Origin of the sequence: Rhodococcus sp. W8901, assembly GCF_013348805.1 — a bacterium.
GTDB lineage: Bacteria > Actinomycetota > Actinomycetes > Mycobacteriales > Mycobacteriaceae > Prescottella.
In genome coordinates, this window is sequence record NZ_CP054690.1 from 3,386,999 (window position 1) to 3,407,503 (window position 20,505).

General features: G+C 66.4%; 14 protein-coding genes. 5 read left to right on the top strand and 9 right to left on the bottom strand.

What is annotated here, in order from left to right; all coding sequences use genetic code 11:
• Positions 1 to 9 precede the first annotated feature (9 nt).
• Positions 10 to 882, top strand: a complete 873-nt coding sequence (locus tag HUN07_RS15875) for a LysR family transcriptional regulator (protein ID WP_174910907.1) — start codon at positions 10 to 12, stop codon at positions 880 to 882.
• A gap of 108 nt (positions 883 to 990) precedes the next feature.
• Here HUN07_RS15875 and HUN07_RS15880 read toward each other — a convergent pair whose 3' ends face one another.
• The gene (locus HUN07_RS15880; RefSeq protein ID WP_174910910.1) at positions 991 to 1,836 is read right to left on the bottom strand and encodes an SAM-dependent methyltransferase; all 846 of its coding nucleotides are present in this window, start codon (positions 1,834 to 1,836) and stop codon (positions 991 to 993) included.
• Between the two features lie 121 nt (positions 1,837 to 1,957).
• On the opposite strand from HUN07_RS15880, the gene HUN07_RS15885 reads away from it, so the two are divergent.
• Positions 1,958 to 2,770 (top strand): mycofactocin-coupled SDR family oxidoreductase, encoded by an 813-nt coding sequence (locus HUN07_RS15885; RefSeq protein WP_174910913.1) that lies wholly within the window; start codon positions 1,958 to 1,960, stop codon positions 2,768 to 2,770.
• Between the two features lie 51 nt (positions 2,771 to 2,821).
• On the top strand, positions 2,822 to 4,561 hold the full coding sequence (gene treZ / locus HUN07_RS15890) for a malto-oligosyltrehalose trehalohydrolase (protein WP_174910916.1): 1,740 nt from the start codon (positions 2,822 to 2,824) through the stop codon (positions 4,559 to 4,561).
• Positions 4,562 to 4,582: 21 nt separating this feature from the next.
• On the opposite strand, the gene HUN07_RS15895 is transcribed toward treZ, so the two are convergent.
• From HUN07_RS15895 to HUN07_RS15910, 4 genes are all read right to left on the bottom strand, one after another.
• A complete protein-coding gene (locus HUN07_RS15895) occupies positions 4,583 to 4,735 on the bottom strand; it encodes a hypothetical protein (protein ID WP_174910919.1) in 153 nt (50 codons plus the stop codon).
• Positions 4,736 to 5,548, bottom strand: coding sequence for a class E sortase (locus tag HUN07_RS15900; RefSeq protein ID WP_174910922.1), 813 nt, complete (start codon positions 5,546 to 5,548; stop codon positions 4,736 to 4,738).
• A gap of 31 nt (positions 5,549 to 5,579) precedes the next feature.
• Positions 5,580 to 5,723: a hypothetical protein gene (locus tag HUN07_RS15905; protein ID WP_174910925.1), complete on the bottom strand. Its 144-nt coding sequence runs from the start codon at positions 5,721 to 5,723 to the stop codon at positions 5,580 to 5,582.
• Between the two features lie 146 nt (positions 5,724 to 5,869).
• Entirely contained in the window at positions 5,870 to 10,276 is a 4,407-nt protein-coding gene (locus HUN07_RS15910; protein ID WP_254622542.1) for a DUF5979 domain-containing protein, read from the bottom strand.
• Between HUN07_RS15910 and HUN07_RS27055 the strand changes: the two genes are divergently transcribed.
• Positions 10,239 to 10,868, top strand: coding sequence for a hypothetical protein (locus HUN07_RS27055; RefSeq protein ID WP_254622543.1), 630 nt, complete (start codon positions 10,239 to 10,241; stop codon positions 10,866 to 10,868). The two genes, HUN07_RS15910 and HUN07_RS27055, sit on opposite strands and share 38 nt — an antisense overlap.
• Before the next feature lie 922 nt (positions 10,869 to 11,790).
• Here HUN07_RS27055 and HUN07_RS15915 read toward each other — a convergent pair.
• The 3 genes from HUN07_RS15915 to HUN07_RS15925 all read right to left on the bottom strand — a co-directional run bounded on the left by HUN07_RS15915 (position 11,791) and on the right by HUN07_RS15925 (position 18,475).
• Complete coding sequence (locus HUN07_RS15915; protein WP_254622544.1) at positions 11,791 to 12,528, bottom strand: class F sortase; 738 nt, start codon at positions 12,526 to 12,528, stop codon at positions 11,791 to 11,793.
• Between the two features lie 91 nt (positions 12,529 to 12,619).
• Positions 12,620 to 16,396 (bottom strand): DUF11 domain-containing protein, encoded by a 3,777-nt coding sequence (locus HUN07_RS15920; RefSeq protein WP_254622545.1) that lies wholly within the window; start codon positions 16,394 to 16,396, stop codon positions 12,620 to 12,622.
• Between the two features lie 564 nt (positions 16,397 to 16,960).
• Positions 16,961 to 18,475, bottom strand: coding sequence for an MFS transporter (locus HUN07_RS15925; RefSeq protein WP_174910931.1), 1,515 nt, complete (start codon positions 18,473 to 18,475; stop codon positions 16,961 to 16,963).
• A gap of 117 nt (positions 18,476 to 18,592) precedes the next feature.
• Here HUN07_RS15925 and HUN07_RS15930 point away from each other — a divergent pair, with 117 nt between their 5' ends.
• Complete coding sequence (locus HUN07_RS15930; RefSeq protein ID WP_114719322.1) at positions 18,593 to 19,147, top strand: TetR/AcrR family transcriptional regulator; 555 nt, start codon at positions 18,593 to 18,595, stop codon at positions 19,145 to 19,147.
• Here the strand turns inward: HUN07_RS15930 and ilvA are convergent.
• On the bottom strand, positions 19,140 to 20,492 hold the full coding sequence (gene ilvA / locus HUN07_RS15935; protein ID WP_174910934.1) for a threonine ammonia-lyase IlvA: 1,353 nt from the start codon (positions 20,490 to 20,492) through the stop codon (positions 19,140 to 19,142). The two genes, HUN07_RS15930 and ilvA, sit on opposite strands and share 8 nt — an antisense overlap.
• Positions 20,493 to 20,505: the final 13 nt, after the last annotated feature.

Sequence of the window (20,505 nt, forward strand, 5' to 3'; positions counted from 1 at the left end):
AATGCCTGCATGGACCTGCACCGACTCCGCATCCTTCTCGAACTGTCCCGGTGGGGTTCGATGCGCGAGGTCGCCGACGAGCTCGGAATGACCACTTCTTCTGTCTCCCAACATATTGCGGCGCTGGCCCGAAGGATCGGCACGCCGCTGACAGAACCCGACGGTCGACGGGTGCGCCTGACCCCGGCGGGCCGGCGACTCGCCGAGCACGCGGTGACGATCCTGGCCGCGGTCGATGCCGCGATAGTGGATCTCGACGTGGACGCAGCGCCGGCCGGTACGGTGCGTGTAGCGGGCTTCGCGTCCGCCATTCGGCGCTCGCTGTTGCCGACCATCGCTCGGCTCGGGGCGGCTCAATCGGCGGTGACGGTCATGATCGCCGAGCAGGAGCCGTTCGAGGCTCTCGAACGGCTCGCCCGCGACGACGTCGACATCGCGCTCACGTACGACTACAACCTCGCTCCGGCGACACTTCGCAACGACTTCAGCGCGACCGCACTCTGGACGATGAAATGGGGCCTCGGCACACATGCGGCCCAGCGCCCCGGCCCGCTGTCCTCATACGCAGGCAGCAACTGGATCGTCAACTCGCGCAACACTGCAGACGAAGAGGTCCTACGCATCCTCGCCTCCATGGCCGGCTTCACTCCCCGGATTACCCACCACATCGACAGCCTCGAGCTCATCGACGATCTCATCGCCGCGGGCCACGGCGTCGGTTTGCTCCCCCTCGAGCGCACCCGCCAGCACTCCGAGGTACGGGTCAGGAGCCTCGACGATCTCGAGGTGATCATGCGAACCTATGCCGTCATTCGCCGCGGTCGCGAACAATGGTCGCCGCTGCGGCTCGTACTGGACGAATTGAACGCCGAGGAGCCCTGATCCAGGAACAAGACTGCGAACGCGTCCGCACAACCGCGTCCACCCCATCACCGGTAGCGGCACCGGCGAGCATTTTTCGATGCGACCGCTGCCGTCCGCCCCGCGATCTCACTTCCTCACGGCCGACACCAACCACCGGTTTCCCGGCCGCAACTGCTTCAGCACCGAGTGTTCGGGCAGCACACGCCCGTACCGCCGCGCGAGGTCGTCGACGATCACAGCGGTGGCACGCCAACCGTACGAGTCGAACCAGGCCTCCGGATCCGCGGGACCGTTCGAGTGCAACAGGGCGAGCCAGTCGCGCCGACTGAGGGGGCTACCCCGGAACAGCGGTGCGTCGTCCATCGCCGCCGTGAAGTCGACGTTGGTTATGGTGGCGCCGATCGCACTTCCCGCTCCCGACAACTCCCCCACGTGCCGCATCAGGGCGTCCACGCCGTCCTCGGGTAGATACGCCAGCAGACCCTCGAGGATCCAGGCTGTGGGGACGTCGGGACCGAACCCGGCTCCGCGCAGGGCCGCGGGCCAGTCGTCGCGCAGGTCGATCGGCACCGTGACGCGGGCCGCCTGCGCGGACGAGACACCGTCCAGGACGGCGTCCTTGAACTGCACCATCTCGGCGGTATCGAGTTCGTAGACGGTCACCGGCTGCGGCCAGGGCAGCCGGAAAGCGCGCGTGTCCAGGCCGGCGCCGAGGAGGACGAGCTGCCGACAGCCCGCCGCAACGGCGTCCAACACGAAGTCGTCGAGGAACTTCGTCCGCACCGCGACCCACGTCGTCAGCTCCTCGCGGCTGCCGTCGTCCATCTGATCGGTCGGCGGATTCCAGCCGGATGCTCTGACGAATTCACCGGCCCACGGGTCGTCGAACAATCTGTCGGCGCGACCGCTCTCCATCGCGCGGGCCGCTGCGACGAACACCGCGGTCACTCCGACGCCTCGAGGTTGATTCACGGCGGCACCTCCTCGGTCTACCGTCGATTGTGCTCCCGGTCACCGAGAATGCACGTCCGCGCACCCCGTCGGCCGAATATGGTCCAGGTCACATGACCGTCAAGGACTGGAGGACATACCCATGAGCGCGAACCGTTTCGTCGGCAAGGTCGCTTTCATCACCGGAGCCGCCCGCGGCCAGGGTCGCGCCGAGGCGGTCCGGCTCGCGTCCGAGGGTGCCGACATCATTGCGCTCGACGCGTGCGCGGATTTCGACTCCACCGCCTACGACGGCGCGACCGAGGCCGATCTCGCCGAGACCGTCGCCCTCGTCGAAGGTCTGGGCCGCAAGATCGTCGCCACCAAGACCGATGTCCGGGACTTCGACGCGCTCGCGGCCGCCCTCGCCGACGGCATCGGCACCCTCGGTCGCCTCGACGTCGTGGTCGCGAACGCCGGCATCTGCTCGGGCGCCATGTCGTGGGAGATCACCCCCGAGCAGTGGCAGGAGACCCTCGACGTCAACCTCACCGGCGTCTTCTACACCGTCAAGGCCGCGATCCCGCACCTCATCGAGCAGGGCGAGGGCGGCTCCATCGTCATCACGAGTTCGGTCGCCGGCCTGCGCGGCCTGCCGTTCCTCGGGCACTACGTCGCCAGCAAGCACGGCGTCACCGGACTCGCGAAGACCCTCGCGGTGGAACTGGGCGCACACAACATCCGCGTCAACACCGTCCATCCCAACGGTGTCGAGACCGGCATGCAGGTCAACGACATGCACGCGCTCGTCCAGGAGTACAGCACCACCCTGGCCCCGATCTTCATGGGCAGCCTGCCGGACCAGATCAGCCAGCCCGAGGACATCGCCAACGCCGTCGCATGGCTGGCGTCCGACGAGGCCCGGCACGTCACCGGCATCCAGCTGCCGGTCGATCTCGGCACGCTGATTCGCTGACGCCACCCCCGGACGGCTGCGGTGTGCACGTGATCGGTGCATTCTGATCACGTGCACACCTTCGAGGTCTGGGCCCCCCTTCCGAGTTCGGTGCGCGTCGAGGTCGACGGGTACGCGCACGAGATGACCCGCTCCCCCGACGGCTGGTGGCGCGCCGACGTCGCCGCCGAACCGGGCGCGCGGTACGGATTCGTGCTCGACGGCACGCCGCCGGTGCTGCCCGATCCACGCTCGCGACGGCAGCCGGACGGGGTCCACCTGCCGTCGCAACTGCATCGGCTCGATCCCGCAGGCTGGACCGACTCGGCGTGGACGGGCCGCCAACTGGCGGGCAGCGTCGTCTACGAACTGCACGTCGGCACCTTCACGGCGGAGGGCACGTTCGACGCCGCGATCGCCCGGCTCGATCACCTCGTCGATCTCGGCGTCGGATTCGTCGAACTGATGCCGGTCGCCGCCTTCAACGGCACCCACAACTGGGGCTACGACGGCGTGCTCTGGTACGCGGTGCACGAGGGCTACGGCGGCCCGGACGGCTTGCAGCGCTTCGTCGACGCCTGCCATCGGCGCGGACTGGCGGTGATCCTCGACGTCGTCTACAACCACTTCGGCCCGTCCGGCAACTACCTGGACCGGTTCGGCCCGTATCTCGCGGACGGCGCCAACTCGTGGGGTCGCGAGGTGAACCTGTGCGGCCCGCACAGCCACGAGGTGCGTCGCTACATCATCGAGAACGCGCTGAGCTGGTTCCGCGACTTCCACATCGATGCGCTGCGCCTCGACGCCGTCCACGCGCTCGTCGACAACACCGCCGTGCACCTGCTCGAGGATCTCGCGGTGGAGGTGCACCGACTGTCGGCGCACCTGCGACGGCCACTGACCCTGATCGCGGAGAGCGACCTCAACGACCCCAAGATCATCTCGGCTCGGGCCGCCGGTGGCTACGGCCTCGACGCGCAGTGGGACGACGACGTCCACCACGCCATCCATGCCGCAGTGTCCGGCGAGAGGCAGGGATACTATGGCGATTTCGGCTCCCTGCAGGCGTTGTCGCACACGCTCACGCACGGCTACTTCCACGCCGGCACCTTCTCGACGTTCCGGGGCCGCAACCACGGCCGCCCCATCGACATCCGCAGGATTCCCGCCGACGCCCTGCTCGCGTACACCTGCACCCACGACCAGATCGGCAACCGCGCCACGGGCGACCGACCCGGTTCGTACCTCACCGCGGGTCAACTCGCGATCAAGGCCGCCCTGGTCCTGTGCTCCCCGTACACACCGATGCTGTTCATGGGCGAGGAATGGGGTGCGCGAACACCCTTCCAGTACTTCACGTCTCACCCCGAACCCGAACTCGCGAAGGCGACCGCGGAGGGTCGCCGCCGCGAGTTCGCGGAACACGGCTGGGACAGCGCCGACATCCCGGATCCGCAGGATCCTCGAACGTTCCAGCGATCGAAACTCGATTGGGGCGAGACGGCGATCGCGGCGCACGCACGGTTGCTCGAGTGCTATCGGGAACTGATCGCGTTGCGGCACAGCCGCGCCGATCTGACCGACCCGTGGCTCGAGCACCTCAAGGTCGAATACGACGAGAACGAACGCTGGCTCGCACTCATTCGCGGCGACCTGCGGATCGCCTGCAATCTGGGCACCGACCCGGTGACCGTGCCCATCGGCGGGATTCCCCTCCTGTGGTGGGAGGAGCCGACGGTGGACGAGACGGCGTCGGCGATCGTTCTGCCCGGGCACTCGTTCGCGGTTCTCGACGCCGGCCGGATCGGATAGCCCGGAACAGGACGGCGCAGCCTATACGGTGACGTCCGAGTAGGGCATGTGCTCGGACACCCAGGGAAATACCACTTCCATGAGCAGCAGCACGAGCGCGACAACGAGGACGATCAGGAGTAGCGCCTTCACCGGCCGGGGGCCGGGGAGTGCGTGCCAGAGGTAGCCGTACATTCATCGCTCCTGCAACGCCGCGGGACCGTGGCCCGAGGACTTGGGGATTGTTTCGACGAGCATGGCATGCACGATCATGCGCTCGGTGTTCGAGAACAGCGGATGGCACGTGGTCAGCGTCAGCATGCTTTCCAGCCCGGGGGCTGCCTCCACCCAAGCGGCGCCGGGCAGCGGGTTGACGACCTCGACGTCGGTGGGCACGGTGATGTGCCGCCCCAGGACGTGGGCGTAGTCGCCGTCCGAGACGCGATCGGTCTGCTCGGGGCTCAGACAGGCTTCCGCCGCCGCACGCCTTTCGGGCGAGGCCGCCTCGAGTGGGAGCAGCCGGTAGGTCATCCATTGGAACTCGGTCTCCACGACGACGGCATCGCACGACTCGAGCCGATCCAGGTGCTGGAACACCGCACCGGTACCGATGCGATGCCCGGCGAGCGCGAAGTTTCCTGCCTCGCCGGGCATCTGCGTCTCGGGGTAGTGGCCGGGGCCGGCCCGCAGGTCCTCGTTGCGGGTGCCCTCGACGACGGCGTACACGGTGTCGAGGGCGGGGAGGTGCACCCGCGCGAACCCCTCGCCGAGCGCCGGGGGCAGCGGGGCAACCGGCTCATCACCGGCCGCCCCGGAGTCGTTGCCCCAGGACTGCTCCAGGTGGGCGTTGACATCGTCCTGCAGCCGCCCCGAGACGATATTGGTCCAGAACGCCTCATAGATGACGAAAAGCAGGACGAGGACCCCGGCCGTGAGGAGCAGTTCGCCGAGAATCTGCCCTGCGCCCGGCCGCGGCCGATGCGGGCCCGGAACCTTGCTGTCACTCACGGACCGGGGCCCCTTCCACAGATGTGTTGACCTAGCTGCCCGCGTTGATCATGACGCTTCCGGTGCCGCCGAGAAGATCATAGAGAAGCACGGACAGGCGACCGAGCCCGTCGATCGCGGCGGAACCGGTGGTCTGGATGTCGCCGATGACAATCGGGAACGGGAGGAAGAGCACGAGAATTCTCCTTCGAAGGGCGGCCGAGTGGACGGCCGCGAGACAGATGTTCGGCTGGTGCGTGGTATTCGATCGGTGTGGCGGAGCGGGGCGGGTGCGACCAGGTGTAGGTCGCACCCGCCCCGCTACCGTGTGCCGGCTGGGGGTTATCCCTCGCCGGACACCCGCCTGCGGTTGCGCAGGGTCAGCCATGCGCCGCCGACGATCAACGCCAGCCCCACACCGGCGAGCCAGATGACGTTCGCACCCGTCACGGGCAGGGACGGCGACTGGTCCGGCTGGGTCGGAGCCGGCTTACCCGGAGCACCGTTGTGTCCGGAGTCGCCCGGCTTGGACGGCTGCTCCGGCGAACCAGGTCCGCCCGGCTGGTTGGAGACCGGAGGGGTCGGCCACTCGGAGCCAGATCCCGGCGGGATCAGCGATCCGTCCCACGGCAGGATCGGGATGGGGAGCGGAATGATGATCAGCCCGTTGCTGCTGGTCTTGTTCTCGAGTCCCAGCACCACCGATCCCTCCGCGTCACCGGCGAGGGTGACGGAGACTCCGGTCGGCTTGCCGTCGATCGTGACGACGTCCGCACTTCCCTCGTTGACGCCCCACACCACGTCGCCCCACTTGACGTTGGTCACGTCAGTGTGGGCGCCGGTCTCGACGAAGGTGATCTCGGTGTCGAGCGGGAACTGGACCCGGCCGTCGATGACGGCGGCGTCGCACTGGGCGGTCGGGGTGACCGATGCGCCCGGCTTGACGGCGAGGATGCAGGTACGCGCCTCGTCGTCGACGTCCGTCCATGTCGCCGTGACCTGGAACGTCGTAGACGGGTCCTTCGTGACCTGGTTGCCCTTGGGGCCGGTCACGATCTTCTCGATATCCACATCCGTGGTCGGGATCGGGCGGTTGTGGATCTCCACCTTCGCCTCGTCTCCGGGCACGATTGCGACGGTGTTGCGGTAGTCCGCGTCGCCGGCGTCCTCAGCCACCCAGTAATACGGCCGCGCCCAAGCGATGCCGGGCAGGGGGTTGGGATCGACCTCGGAGAAGGTGACCATGGTGTTCCGCGGCAGCACGTCGCCGGACTTCCAGCTGAAGCCGTTTCCTGCGTTGAGGGTGATGGTCTCGCCCACTGCCGGGAAATCGGTGCCCGCGGGGAGCGCCGGATCGATGCCGTCGATCCGAACCTGGAACTCCGCGCCTGAGGGCAGGTCAGCTTCGGTGGCGGGGATGGGGTCGTCGCCGTCGAGGATGTACTTCGTGAACTCGACCGAGCCGAAGGCCCACAGGGCCTCGTTCGTCAGCGTGATCAGACGCCCCTCGGTGGGATCGTCGGACACGATGCCCGTCACCGAGCCATTGCCGTTGTCCTTGAGCCAGGACTCACCGTTGGGGTCGGTGCCCCACTGGATCGTGCCCCACTCGACGCCGGCAACATCCGGGCGGCCAACCTCGGTGAAGGTCACCTCGGTGCCGACGGGAAGCTTGGCGTTCAGCGGCGTGGCCACGCCCTTCTTGACGGTCAGCGTCTCCTTGGCGTAGTTGACACCGTCCTTCCAGCTGGCCTCGACCGTGAACTCCACGTCGTCGCCGATCTCGCCGGCGGCCTCGCCCTCAACCTGCTTGAGGATGCGCAGGGTGCCGTCGTTCTTGTCGACGAAGTTGACGACCTCGACCTTGCGCAGGTCCTTGCCGATGGTCACCACGCCGGACTCACCGATCGTGACATCCCCTGTGTATGCGGGCACGCCATAGGCGAGACCATTGCCGTTGGCCGGAACCGTCTCGGTCAGCGTGATCTTGGTGCCGCCGGGCAGGTTCTCACCGAACGGAACCGCGGTGCCGTCGGACGGGAGCGTCAGCGTCTTGGACTGCGGAACGTTGTTCGCGTCGGTCCATGTGGCGACCACGTCGAAGGTCTTCGGCACCTCCTTGTTGAACGCCTCCGGACCCGTGAGCTTCTTGCTCAGCTCGAAGGTGCCCTGCGTGATCTTCGCCTCGTTGGTGACGGAGACCGTGTTCGCTGCCGCATCGGTGCCGATGATGAGCGTCTTCGGTTCGATGACGGGCGCCGACCACGTCACACGGTCGGTGTCCGTCGGCTGAACCTCGGTGAAGGTGACCTTCGCTCCGATGGGCAGGTTCTTCAGATCGAAGACCCCGCCGTGCGTCAGCGTGAAGGGGCGGATCTCGTTACCGGAACCGTCACCGAGGTCGATCTCCGCATTGACGACGAAGGCCTCGTTGCCGGTGAGTGCGCCGAGCGCCTCACCGATGACGGTCTTGGTGATCTTCGCCGAGCCCAGGACGGCCTTGTTGACCAGCTTGACCTCGACGTTGCTCTTCGGCGTGATGGTCACCAGCGCCTGGGTGCGGTCCGCGTTGAGCGTCACGCCATCTGCCGGGCGAAACGTCCCCTGCTCGAAGTAGACGCCGTCGACCGTGGGCAGGTCGATCTCGGACAGGCGGATCTGCCAGCCGGTGCCGCGGGGGTAGAAGCCACTGACCGGCGTGCCGTCAGCCTTCACCTTGACGTTGTAGGTCGCCGACGGCTTGTCCATCTCCGGGTTCTTCCCGGGGGCGAACTCCTCGACCTTCACGGTGAACTCGGTGCCCTCCGGGAACTTCTCGGAGGAGGAATCGATCTGCTTCAGCAGCGAGAACGAGCCTCGCGCCACACCTTGGCCGGTGCCGCCACCGCCCCATTCCTGCTTGACGCCGTGCGAAAGATTCGGGCCGCCTTCGTAGGCGAGCGTGTTGCTGTACTCCGTGCCGCGCTGGTCCAGTCCGCCGCTCGTGGTGCAGAGGGTGTAGTCGATGTAGTACCGCGTCTCACGGCTGTAGTCATTCGCCTCCTTCGGGAGGGTGAAATCGATCCCGTCGGCGGTACGTGTGACCGTGGTGCCGGCAGTCAGGTCACGCTCCGCGTTGACTCCGCTGTGGCCGAGGAAGTCCTTCGCGATGACCTTCAGATTGAGGTTCTTCTTGAGATCACCGCTGACCTCACACACCGTCATGGTCTCGGAGAACGTGTCGGTGATGACCGCGGGATCGTTGCGGCCCTCGAGATGGCGTCCGGGGATTTCCACGTGCCAGTCCATGGTGGTGCCGGCCGACTGCTTCTCGCCGGCGACCTCCCGCGGATCGGTGTTGATCTTGCCGTTCTTCTTGCCGTTGAAGTCGGGACCCTTCACCGAACCCTTGACCGGCGTGCCGTTGACGGTCGCCGTGTTGGTGAACACATCTCCGGAGTCCGGCACTTTGTCCTCGGTGAGGCAGGTCCGGTACGTCACGTAGTAGTACTGCTTCGGGTCGACCTTGCCGGCGTCCTTCGGCGTGATCGTCACGGAGATGTCTTTGGCACCAGCCGCGGCGGTGGAAACGATGTCGAACTCGCCGGTGACGTCGGTGCGTTTGGGCCCTGAGCCGTCCGGCCCGGGCAGACGGTCGGCGCGCCAAACCTTGAGCCCAAGGCCCTCCTCACAGACGGCATGATTGCCACCGAGAGTGTCCGCAATGGTGACTACCTTGCCGGGGCTGGTTTCGATGAAGCTGCCCGGGACCGTGATGGTCCACTCGGCCGCCTTGTACCGCTCACCATGCAGGAGATTGCCGGACTTCTCTGGCCCAGTCTTCGGACGCCAGTCCTGCCCGACACCGGGCGCGCTCACCGTCGTGCCGCCGATCCTCACGGAGTTGTCGTAGACGGCTTGCAGGCCGTCCTCCCCGGGGAGATCCACCTCGCCGCTGGTCGTGCACGAGGTGTACTCGACGCGGTAGAGCTTGCCCTTCTCGAAGGGTGCGCCGTTAGTGATCGTGATGCCGACCGCACCCGCGCCGCCAGGCTGGGTGACGGCGACGCCGCCGGGGACGTTCTTGAGATCGCCCGGGCGACCGGACAGCAACTTCGCGTTGAGCACTGCGTCCTCGCACAGCTTCATGTTGCTCGAGAGCGTGTCGCTCAGGGTCACCGAACCGTTGCCAGCTGTGTCCAGAGCGGCCAGGTCGGCGCCGGGGATGTCAATGGTCCAACGCACAGACTGTTTGTTGTCCTGGAGCTTGCCGGACTTCGTGGCCTCGCCGATCACGCGGCCATCGCTGATGCCGCCCTCGCCGGGCAGATCGACCGGCACGACCTTCTCGTTGATCTCGAAGTCGATCGTCTCGGACGTGGTGTACTCGACCGCCTTCGTGAAGACCTCGAAGTCGCCGAACACTTCTTCGGGGCGATCCGTCACGGCGTCGGTGAGCACACAGGTCATGACATTGGTGGCGGCCACCAGATTGCAGGTGCCCCAGGCCGTCCCGTCGTCGCCCTCGAGGACGAACGCGGGGTTGGTCCCGAGCTTCAATTCGGCAGGGAACTTGATCGTGAACTCGTCGCCCGACTGCGGGTCCGCCTTGCTCGCGTCCCAGGTGCCCTTCACAGTGACGGAGTCGCCGACCGTGATCTGCTGGCCGTTCTTCCCCTCGACCTGGACGTCGGTGATCTGTACATCGATCTTGGGATTGAGTCCGCGCGGGGTGACCGCCGCGCTTCGCTTCGCCGTCGTCGGGGCCACGCTGGTCGTGCTCGCGGGCGACTTCGACGTGGACGCGGACGGCGCCTTCGTCGTGGTCGCGGGCGACTCCGATGCGGGCGCCGTCGTCGTGGTTGCAGGAGCCTTCGTCGTGGTCGCGGTCGACTCAGACGTGGACGACTCCGGCGTGGACGCGGGCGGCGCCTTCGTCGTCGAGGTGGCCGGAGTGGTGGTCGCGGTCTCGCTTGGGTCCGCCGAGGCAACCGGGGCGAGCGAGAACGACGTCAAGACCAGGGTCAGGGCCATGAACATCAACCCCAGCGCCGTCCACCGAGACACCACCCCCTCTCCGGCACGGCGAAGGAAGGAACGGTTACGCATGGGTTATACCTTTCGTTACACACACAAATTTTCTATCGACCTGCCGGAGGCTGCCGACCTGGCACACGGGATTCTCAGATCGGCCCTGCCCCACTCCAGCGGCCTACCCGAGGACCGGGAACGACTTGCAACTACCCCCGGGCGGCGCCACCAAAGTGCGCGCAAGTTCGGATGTCGACGCTGCGACCGGCGAGCAGTCTTCGGGCCGCGCGTGACGCGGCCACAAGGCTTGCCATTCGACCCCTTCCACTGAACGGCACAAGTTGGACAACTATCCATATATACGATCGGGGGACACACGCGCTGAGCCGAACCAACGTTTGATTCCGGGCCTTCGGACCACAGACGAGCGCCGGTACGTAGCGAAACCTGTTGCGCTACAGGGTGATTGAGTCGCTACCCAGCGAGAGCGGAGCGAACCATGGAGCAGTCGCGGCCGAGCGGAAACTTCACCCCCGGAATCACCCTCATCTACTGGTCGCCCGTCCAACTCCGTTGGTCATTCGTTTGGCGGAGGCGCCCGCTTTCGCGACGGCGGGGTGGCTGCGGACTGCAGTGTCGGCGCACACTCCACCGCGTGTGAGTGATGTACACCACTGTCCCGCAAGGGATCTGATGCGATGGCGGGACGAGCTGGTGAGGATCTCGCGGGAAGCGATGTTCACGGGTCACGTACCCACAAAGTCGTTCAAGACCGAGCGCAAGGTCGAAGCATCCCATCGGGTGATCGATTCGGGCCGGACGATCGCCGCCGGATCGAGGCGGCCGCCGCCCAGGGTGATCAACCCCTCGACGGTGCCGAGTGCGCCGAGTTGCTGCGGTTGCGCAAGCAGGTCGCCGAGTAGAGGCCCGGATGACTGACCTGCTCGAGGCATCGCCCTCCGGACACTACGAATACTGCACGCGTTCTGCAGCAACAGGATTGATTCTTCGGATGAAGCGGCGGGCAGAGTTGGCGGTCAAGATCGCCGAATGTCACCGAGCCTCGGGTGGAGTGTACGGGTCGCCGAAGATCATGGCCGAACACGGGATCGTCGGGATCAGTTCACGCACGAGTACTACTACCGGTATACCTTCATTGAGCAGTAATTCACCGCGATCGTCCCGGATCGGGTCGGTGTTGCACAACCCCGCGTCCACCGTTCTGGGGGAACCTCGCGGCGACCACTACCGGATCAGAACGGGACGGCGGTCACCACCACGTTCTCCAGATACGTCCCGCGCCCCTGCGCATCCTTCACGATCTCCCCACCACACGTCACGATATGCAACTCACGCGGACCACCAGCACCCTGGAACACCCACTCCGGCAACACCTGCTTGACGAACCGCTCCATCCGCGTCACCTTCCACCGGGTGACCACCCCGTCCTTCGTCAGATACACAGCATCACCCGGATACAACGTGTGCATCCAATACAACGCACCCTCACCCTGATTCGCGTTGTCCACATGACCGGCCACCAGAATCCCGCCATCCGGCGCCTCGATCGGCGCCGACCCGGTCCAGTACGTCACCGCACTCACATCCCGAGGCAGCAACAAACTCCCGTCCGCCGCCAACCCCAACGGATCGAGCGCCGTCTCCACCCCGATCGCCGGAACCACCACGCTGTCGTCCGGCAACGGACCGAACGGAATCTGCGGCCGGTCCGCTGGATTCGCCGCCGCCGGACCCGGCTTACGCGCCTTCCCGCCGTCGCCGATCACGGGCGCCGGCCCAGCAACGGGGTCGTGGACTCCGTCCGGCGACAAGTCGAACGTCGACTCGGGCACCGGCGCCGCGGACGCCGACTCCGGTTGCAGGCCACGGAAGACCAGAAGACCACCACCCGCGAGCAGCACCAACGCCATGACTACCAGCAGAATCGTCCCGCTCCGACCCGACCCACGCTTGGCCGCATGCTTCCCCACGCTTCACAACCCTCTCCATCACCCCCGACGTGAACGCGGGTGGCCCGAGACGGTTCTCGTCTCGGGCCACCCGGTCAATCATCAGCGGTCATCACAGATCTGTGACGTCACCTTCCGCAGCCTTGCGCCTGCGCAGTGCCATGAACAGGACACCAGCCGCAGCGACCAGCAGCGCCAGTCCACCGGCGACGAGGCCCGTGTTCAGACCGCCGTCACCGTCGGCGCCCAGACCCGAATCGATCAGCGCACCCTTCTCGGTGTCGGAGTTGCCGGCGGCTCCACCATTTCCGGCATTCCCGTTCCCGGAGTTGCCCGCGTTGCCGGGAGTACCCGGGTCACCGGGCGTACCGGGGTTGGCGGGAGTACCGGGATTGCCACCGGGCGTACCGGGGTTACCACCGGGAGTACCGGGGTTACCGGAACCCGATCCGGCCGAACCCGAGTTCTCCTGCGAACCAGCAGAACCCGACGAGCCGGCCGAACCCGCGTTCTCCTGCGAGCCGGAGTTCTCCAGCGAACCCGCTGCGAGAGATCCGGCCGCGAGCGAACCTGCCGCCAGAGAGCCCGCCGCCAGCGAACCGCTGCCGAGGGAACCCGCCCCGAGGGAGCCGAGCGAACCGAGGCCCAGCGAGCCGAGCGAACCCGTTCCGCCGGGCTGTTCCCCAGCGGTGACCGTCGCGTCCGACGGATTCGATTCGATCGGAGCCTTCGACGGCGGGGTGCCGGTTGCCGTGGCGACGTTGTCGATCGAGCCGGCCTTCATGTCCTCATCCGTGAACGTGTAGGTGGCCTCGCAGGTCACCGACTCGCCGGGATCCAGCGAGTTGTCCGGGCACGTGATGTCCGACAGCGTTCCGGTGCCGGAGAACTCGTTCTCCTTGACCTTCACCTCGGTGAGGGTCTGATCACCGGTGTTCGTGATCGCGAACTTGTAGGTGACGGTGTCACCCACCTGGACGTTCTCGCGCGGCTCCGCGGTCTTCTCGAGCGTCAACCCCGACTTCGGATCCCCTGCCAGGTTCTCCTCGTCCTGGGGCGACTCGATCGGAGTCTCGGTGCCCGGAGGCGTACCCGTGGCGATCGCGACGTTGTCGAGCTTGCCGGCGTTGACATCGTCCTGCGTGATCGTGTACTTCGCCGAGCACGTCACCTTCGCGCCGGGCGCCATCGACTTCGCCTCTTCCGGGCAGGACAGGTCGGTGATCTTTCCCGAGCCCGAGAACGCGCCCTCGGCCACCTTCACGTTCGACAGCGTCTGGTTACCCGTGTTGGTGATGTCGAACGTGTACGTGATCTCCTGGCCGACCTTGAAGTCCTCGACACCCTTGGGCGACGCGGTCTTCACGATCTCGAGGGCAGGCTTCTGGTTGCCCGACAGGTTCACGTCATCGGGTTCCGAGGTCACGTCCCCACCCGACGGCGGGGTACCGGTCGCGGTGGCGGTGTTATCGAGAGTGCCCCGATCGACGTCGGACTGGGTCAGCTCATACGTGGCGGTGCACACCGTAGACGCGTTGGGTGCCAAAGGCTTCGACGCATCCGGGCAGACGAAGTCACTCAGTTTCGTCTTGTCACCCGAGAAGGCGACCTCGTTCGGATGCACGTCCGTCAGCGTCACATTGCCGGTGTTGGTCATCGTGAAGCTGTAGGTGACGGTCTCACCCACCGCGAACTTGTCCGCCTCGGTCGGCGTGGCGGTCTTCTCCAGGCTGATCGCCGCCTTCGGCTCGCCCGACAGCGTCTTGTCCGACGGCTTCGACGTGACCGGCTCACCCGACGGAGGCGTCCCCGTCGCGGTCGCGGTGTTCTCCAGCTTGCCGGCATCGATGTCGGCCTGCGTCAGCGTGTACTTCGCCGTGCAGGTCGTCGACTCGCCCGGTGCCAGCGACTTCGCGCCCGCTGGGCAATCGAACGCCGACATGTCGCCGTCACCCGTGAACTTGGTCTCGTTCGGATGCACGTCCGTGAGCGTCACTTCACCGGTGTTGGTGATCTTGAAGGTGTAGTCGATCTCCTGGCCGACCTTGTAGGACTCGGTCGTCGACGGCGATGCGTCCTTCACGATGGACAGCGACTTCGCGGGATTGCCCTCGAGCGTCTCCGTGTCCGGCGGGGACGTGATCGGTTCACCCGTCGGAGGCTTGCCCGTCGCGGTCGCGGTGTTCTCGATGCGCCCGCTGTCGATGTCCGCCTGGGTCAGCGTGTACTCCGCGGTGCACGTCACCGTGCCGCCAGGGGCCACGGACTTCACCGGGCAGTCGACGGCCGACAGCTTGCCATTGCCGGTGAAATCACCCTCGTTGACCTTCAGATCGTTCAACGTCACGTTGCCGGTGTTGCTGATCTTGAAGGTGTACTTGATGGTCTGGCCGAGCTTGTAGGCCTCGGCTTCCTTCGGCGACGCGATCTTGTCGAGCGTGATGCCGGGAGTGGCCGGACCGCCGACGAGAGGGACGCTCGACTCGTTCGAGTTGACCGGCTTGCCACCCGGATCGGTTCCGGTCGCGGTCGCGGTGTTGTCGAGCTTGCCGCGGTCGATGTCCTCCTGCTGGAGGACGTACGTCGCGGTGCACGTCACAGATGCCTTGGGCGCCAACGACTTAGCACCATCGGGACAGGTGAAGCCCGACATGTCCGCCTTGCCGGTGAACGTCTTCTCGACCGGCTTGACGTCCTTGAGAGTCACGGCGCCGGTGTTCGTCATCTTGAAGCTGTAAGTGACGGTCTTGCCGACGACGAAGTCTGCAGCCGTGTTCGGCGACGCCGACTTCACCAACTCCAGGCCGGGCTTCTTCGCCGCGTTGGTGAACGTGCAACTGGTGCTCTTGCCGCTCTGACCAGCCGGAATCTCTACGGTGATGGTCGTGCCTTCACCGGACTTCTTCGTCTGGGTCTTGGCGTCGACGCACTCCCACGTGGTGACGTAGTTGTCGAGGCTTGCGCCGCCCTGGGCGGTCTCCGTGAGGGTGTAGGTCTTGCCCGCAAGTCCGAGGACCGGGCCGGCAGCCTGGTCCTGGATCCCCGTCTTGGTGCCCGTCGTGGTCGCCGTGTTGCCCTCGCTCAGGCCACCACCGGAGATCTCAAGGCCGAACTGATCGTCCTTCCCGACGCGACCGTCGGGCAGGTTCTTGCGCAACTCGATCGTGTTCGGATCATTGCAGGAACCCATATCGGTCATGGACGAACTGGTCAGGTTGGCAGGGACTGCGTTGCCCGTACCCGGATCGACCTTGAGGAGGCTTCCGCCGCCACCGACGAACAGGTAGCCGTTCGGCCCGAAAGCAATCGAATTGCTCTTCTTGAAGGCCGTCGATTCATCCGTGATCGCCTTGCCCGTCAGAGTCTTCTCGGAAGACGTCGGCATCGGCCCCTGGACCGAATAGATGCGGCCGTTATTGTCCCCGGCCGCGACGATGAACAGGTTGCCCTGTGCGTCGAAAGCCATGTCGCCGTTGCCGCCCGGGACCGTAGTCTTCTTGTCGAACTTCACCTTGAGGACGACACCGAGGGACGCGTTGTTGGCAGGGTCGTACGCCCCGAACGTGAACGAATCGGCGCCATCGTCCTTGCCGCCGTAGTAGTACAGGCCGTTCGCGGGGTTGATCGCACCGTGTGTGTTCTTGACCTTGGCCTTGTCCGACTCGCTGGTCGTCTTGCCGGACGCGGCGTCGTACTCGTAGATCCTCCGGTTATCGCCATCATCTTCCGAGGATGTGTAGATCGCGTAGGTCCCGCTGGGACCAATACCGAGCTGGTTATGCCGGTAGCCCTTGCCGCTCGGCTCAACCGGAAACGCGTCGGTGACGGCCCCGGTGTTCGGGTCGATCCGCTTCGCGACACTCGAACCGTTGTCGACTGAATACAGCACATCACATCTCAGGTTTTCCGCCGCTGCTGCGGTCCCTGCGCCGACCGTTACGGTCGACACTGTGGCCACGCCGGCGAACATCGCCATGACCACAGTTCGAATGACGCCCTTACGCAGGGCGCCGCCTAACCCCCCCATTTGAGGCCCTTCTTATGAACGCCCGGCCAGACCTGGCCACGGCGAAATGGATGATGAATGGAAAATCACCCCGACGCCGGACATACAAACACAAACGTCGATACAGCCCGCACCACCCGAATCGACGCGCCTCACCCCCGAACGGATGGGGAATTCGAATGAAATACCCTGTTCAACAACATGATTCGATAGATTGTACTGAAGTGCAAAACGCATATCGAAGGCCGGAGGTGAGGCGGCAAATCACCCTCAGTTTCACCCGTTGAAAGTTGAACCAAAAGTCCCGAGCCGGACAGCCCCCTACCGGGCACTGGGCATAGCAGTTGCGGCACACGGCATCCGAGGCGTTGCCACTCGGACACGAAAGCGGCCGGTCCGATCTGCAGATCGGACCGGCCGCTCGAGCCGTTACACGTCAACCACAGGTCAACGCCGGCGCAGCATCCGCGCCACCAGGATCGCGGTCGCGATCAGGATGACCGCGGTTGCTCCGGCAGCGATGTGCATGCCGTCGACGAAGGCCGCTTGGGCCGAGTCGACTAACGCGGCCGCCTGCTCCACCGGCATCGACTTCGACACCTCCACCGCGCCCCCGAGCGTGCCCTGCGCGATGTGCGCCTGATCCGCGTCCAGCGCCGAGACGTCCAGGCCGCGACGGAAGATCGCGAGCACCACACTGCCGAGCACGGCGACACCCAGCGCCACTCCCAGTTCGTACGCGGTCTCGGAGACCGCCGACGCGGCACCCGCACGTTCCGGCTCGACCGCGCTGACCACCAGGTCGGAGGTGAGCGTCAACGCCACGCCGACTCCGGCGCCGGCCAGGATGAATCCGACGACGAACGCCTCCGGCCCACTGTCCGGCCCCAGCGCGATCATCACCGCCGCACCGAGGGCGGCGATCACGAGTCCGACGCTCAGTACCCGACTGGGCTCCCAGCGACGCACGAGCCATGCCGCCGCGAGCGACGCGGCCGCGCTGACGAGCGTGCCGGGCAGCATCAGCAGACCCGCCTCCAGTGGGCTGTAGCCGAGCACCAGCTGCAGGTACTGCGATCCGAAGAACAGCACGCCGGCGAGCGCGAAGATCGACAGCAGGTTCGTCACGACCGCCGTCGAGAACGCCGGCCGCGCAAACAACGACAGATCGATCATCGGGTCGGCGATGGACCGCTGCCTGCGGATGAACACCCAACCGGCGAGGGCGCCGACGAGACCGACTCCGGTGAGAATCCACGACGGGCCGTGCACGACGGACTCCTTGACCGCGTAGACCATCGGGATCATTGCCACGATCGACAATCCGGCGCTGGCGAGGTCGAAGCGCCCCGGCTCCGGGTTCTTCGACTCCGGAATCACCAGCGGGCCGAGGGCGATGAGCGCGATCATCACCGGAATGTTGATGAGGAACACCGAACCCCACCAGTAGTGCTCGAGCAGCCAGCCGCCGACCAGCGGTCCGGCCGCGGCGCCGCCGCCGGCCATCGCGCCCCACACGCCGATCGCGGTGGTGCGCTGACGCGGGTTGACGAACATGGTCCGGATCAGGCCCAGTGTCGCAGGCATCAGCGTTGCACCCGAGACGCCCTGCAGGACACGGGCGGCGATCAGCATCTCGGGGCTGGCCGACCATGCGGCGATCAACGACGCCAGGCCGAACCCGGCCGCACCGATGAGAAGCAGCTTCCGGCGCCCGATCCGGTCGCCGAGCGTGCCCATCGTGACCAGCAGGCCGGCGAGTACGAACGAATAGACGTCGATGATCCACAGCAGCTGCGTGCTGCTCGGCGCCAAGTCCTCACTGATGAACGGCAGCGCCAGGTCCAGCACTGTCGCGTCGACAGAGATGAGAAGGACCGCGAAGGCGAGCACGACCAGCCCGAGCCAGTCCTTCCGGCCGGCCCGAACGTCGTGCGGATCCCGCACCGTACCCAGAGACATCTCTACTCCCACGAAACTTCTTCGATGAACGAAAACCGACCAGAAGGTGAACCGTCCAGCCGGTACAGTGCCCAACCCAGGGTAGCAGTTCACCGTCCAGCCGGTACAGTGATTTTCATGGCCTCCGACACACGCGATCGCATCCTCGACGCCCTCGAACGCCTGCTGCACGACGTCGGCGTCGCCCACGTGACGCTCGAGGCGGTCGCCACCGCGGCAGGCGTCTCCAAGGGCGGTCTGCTCTACCACTTCCCCAGCAAGGAAGCGCTGCTCGCGTCGATGGTCCGCCGTCTCGGCGACCGGTCCGACCAACAGCTCGCCGACGCCGTCGCCGGCGGGCGGACCGTGTCCGAGATCTACCTGCAGTACCCCGGCGCCGACTCGGCGGACGAGATGGCGCTGTACCGTTCGATGCTCGCCGCGATGCGCAGTGCCGACGGGCAGCACGACGAGGTGCAGCAGGCCGTCGCGGACGTCATGCGATCGTGGGACGACGGGCTGCTCGCCGAGATCGACGATCCGGTCCAGGCCGAGATCGTGCGCCTGGTCGGCGACGGCATCTACCTCGCCGCCCTGCTCGGCCTACCCGAGCCCGACCCGGAACTCCACCGCCGGGTGGTGAACCGACTGCTCGGCCCCACCGCGGCGGCGGAGGACGACTCCGCTACGTGAGGTAGCGGTACGCCGGGGACCCGGGCTCGAGCTGTTCCACCTGGAGGCGCGAGGCACGCATCCGGTCGAGCAGGTCGGTCAACCCGTCCGCCGAACCGAGCTCGACGCCGACCAGCGCGGCACCCGTCTCCCGGTTGTTGCGCTTGACGTACTCGAACAGGGTGATGTCGTCGTCCGGCCCGAGCACCTCGTCGAGGAATCGACGCAGCGCACCCGGCTCCTGCGGGAAGTCCACCAGGAAGTAGTGCTTGAGACCGAGGTGGACAAGCGAGCGCTCGAGGATCTCGCCGTACCGGGACACGTCGTTGTTGCCACCCGAGATCAGGCACACCACGGTGCTCCCCGGCTCGACATCGAGATGACCGAGCGCGGTCACCGACAACGCACCGGCAGGCTCGGCGATGATGCCCTCGTTCTGGTACAGCTCCAGCATCGCGGTGCAGATCGCGCCCTCGTCGACCTGGGTCATCGCGAACTTCTCCGAGCCGTGCCCCGTGCGGGTGCCCGCCACCAACGGCAGCGACGCGTGCGAGACGACGCTCGCGCCGAGCTCGGAGACCACCGCGTAGGGCAGGTCGCCGACCCGCTTGACCGCGGCACCGTCGACGAACGGGTCGACCTCGGGCAGCGTCACCGGGCCACCGGCGACGAGGGCCGCCGTCATCGACGCCGCCCCCACCGGCTCGACACCAACGATCGTGGTCTGCGGCGCGCGCTCGTGCAGGTACGTGGCGATGCCGGCGATGCAACCGCCGCCGCCGACCGGGACAATCACGCTGTCCGGCGCCTGACCCAGCTGCTCGAGGATCTCCGCCGCGATGGTGCCCTGGCCCGCCGCGGTGCGGGCGTCGTCGAACGGCGGCACCATGGTGGCGCCCGTCCGCTCGACGTCGGCGGCCGCGGCGGCCGCGGCGGCGTCGTAGGTCTCCCCCGTCGGGATCAGTTCGACGAAGCCACCGCCGTGGACCATGATCCGGTCGCGCTTCTGCTTGGGCGTGTTGGCCGGAACGTAGATGCGCCCGCGGATCTCCATCGCCCGGCACGCGAACGCCACACCCTGCGCATGGTTGCCGGCGCTGGCCGTGACCACACCCGCGGCGCGCTCGGCGTCGTTCAACTGCATGATCAGGTTGTAGGCGCCGCGCAGCTTGTAGGAGCGGACCACCTGAAGATCTTCACGCTTGAGGTACACCCGAGCGCCGGTCAGCGCCGACAGTCGATCACTGAGCTGCAGGGGTGTCGCGTCGATAATGTGCGCAATTCGCTCGGCAGCAGCATCGATCTCGTCCGCGGTGAGAGCGGGCGAGGTGACCTTCAGTTCTGCGAGTTTCGGCGAATTTGACACCCAACCATGTTCC

Coding starts and splice junctions, on each gene's coding strand:
- HUN07_RS15885 (WP_174910913.1), top strand. CDS start 1,958: ATGAGCGCGAACCGTTTCGTCGGCAAGGTCGCTTTCATCACCGGAGCC.
- HUN07_RS15895 (WP_174910919.1), bottom strand. CDS start 4,735: ATGTACGGCTACCTCTGGCACGCACTCCCCGGCCCCCGGCCGGTGAAG.
- HUN07_RS15930 (WP_114719322.1), top strand. CDS start 18,593: ATGGCCTCCGACACACGCGATCGCATCCTCGACGCCCTCGAACGCCTG.
- HUN07_RS15925 (WP_174910931.1), bottom strand. CDS start 18,475: ATGTCTCTGGGTACGGTGCGGGATCCGCACGACGTTCGGGCCGGCCGG.
- HUN07_RS15875 (WP_174910907.1), top strand. CDS start 10: ATGGACCTGCACCGACTCCGCATCCTTCTCGAACTGTCCCGGTGGGGT.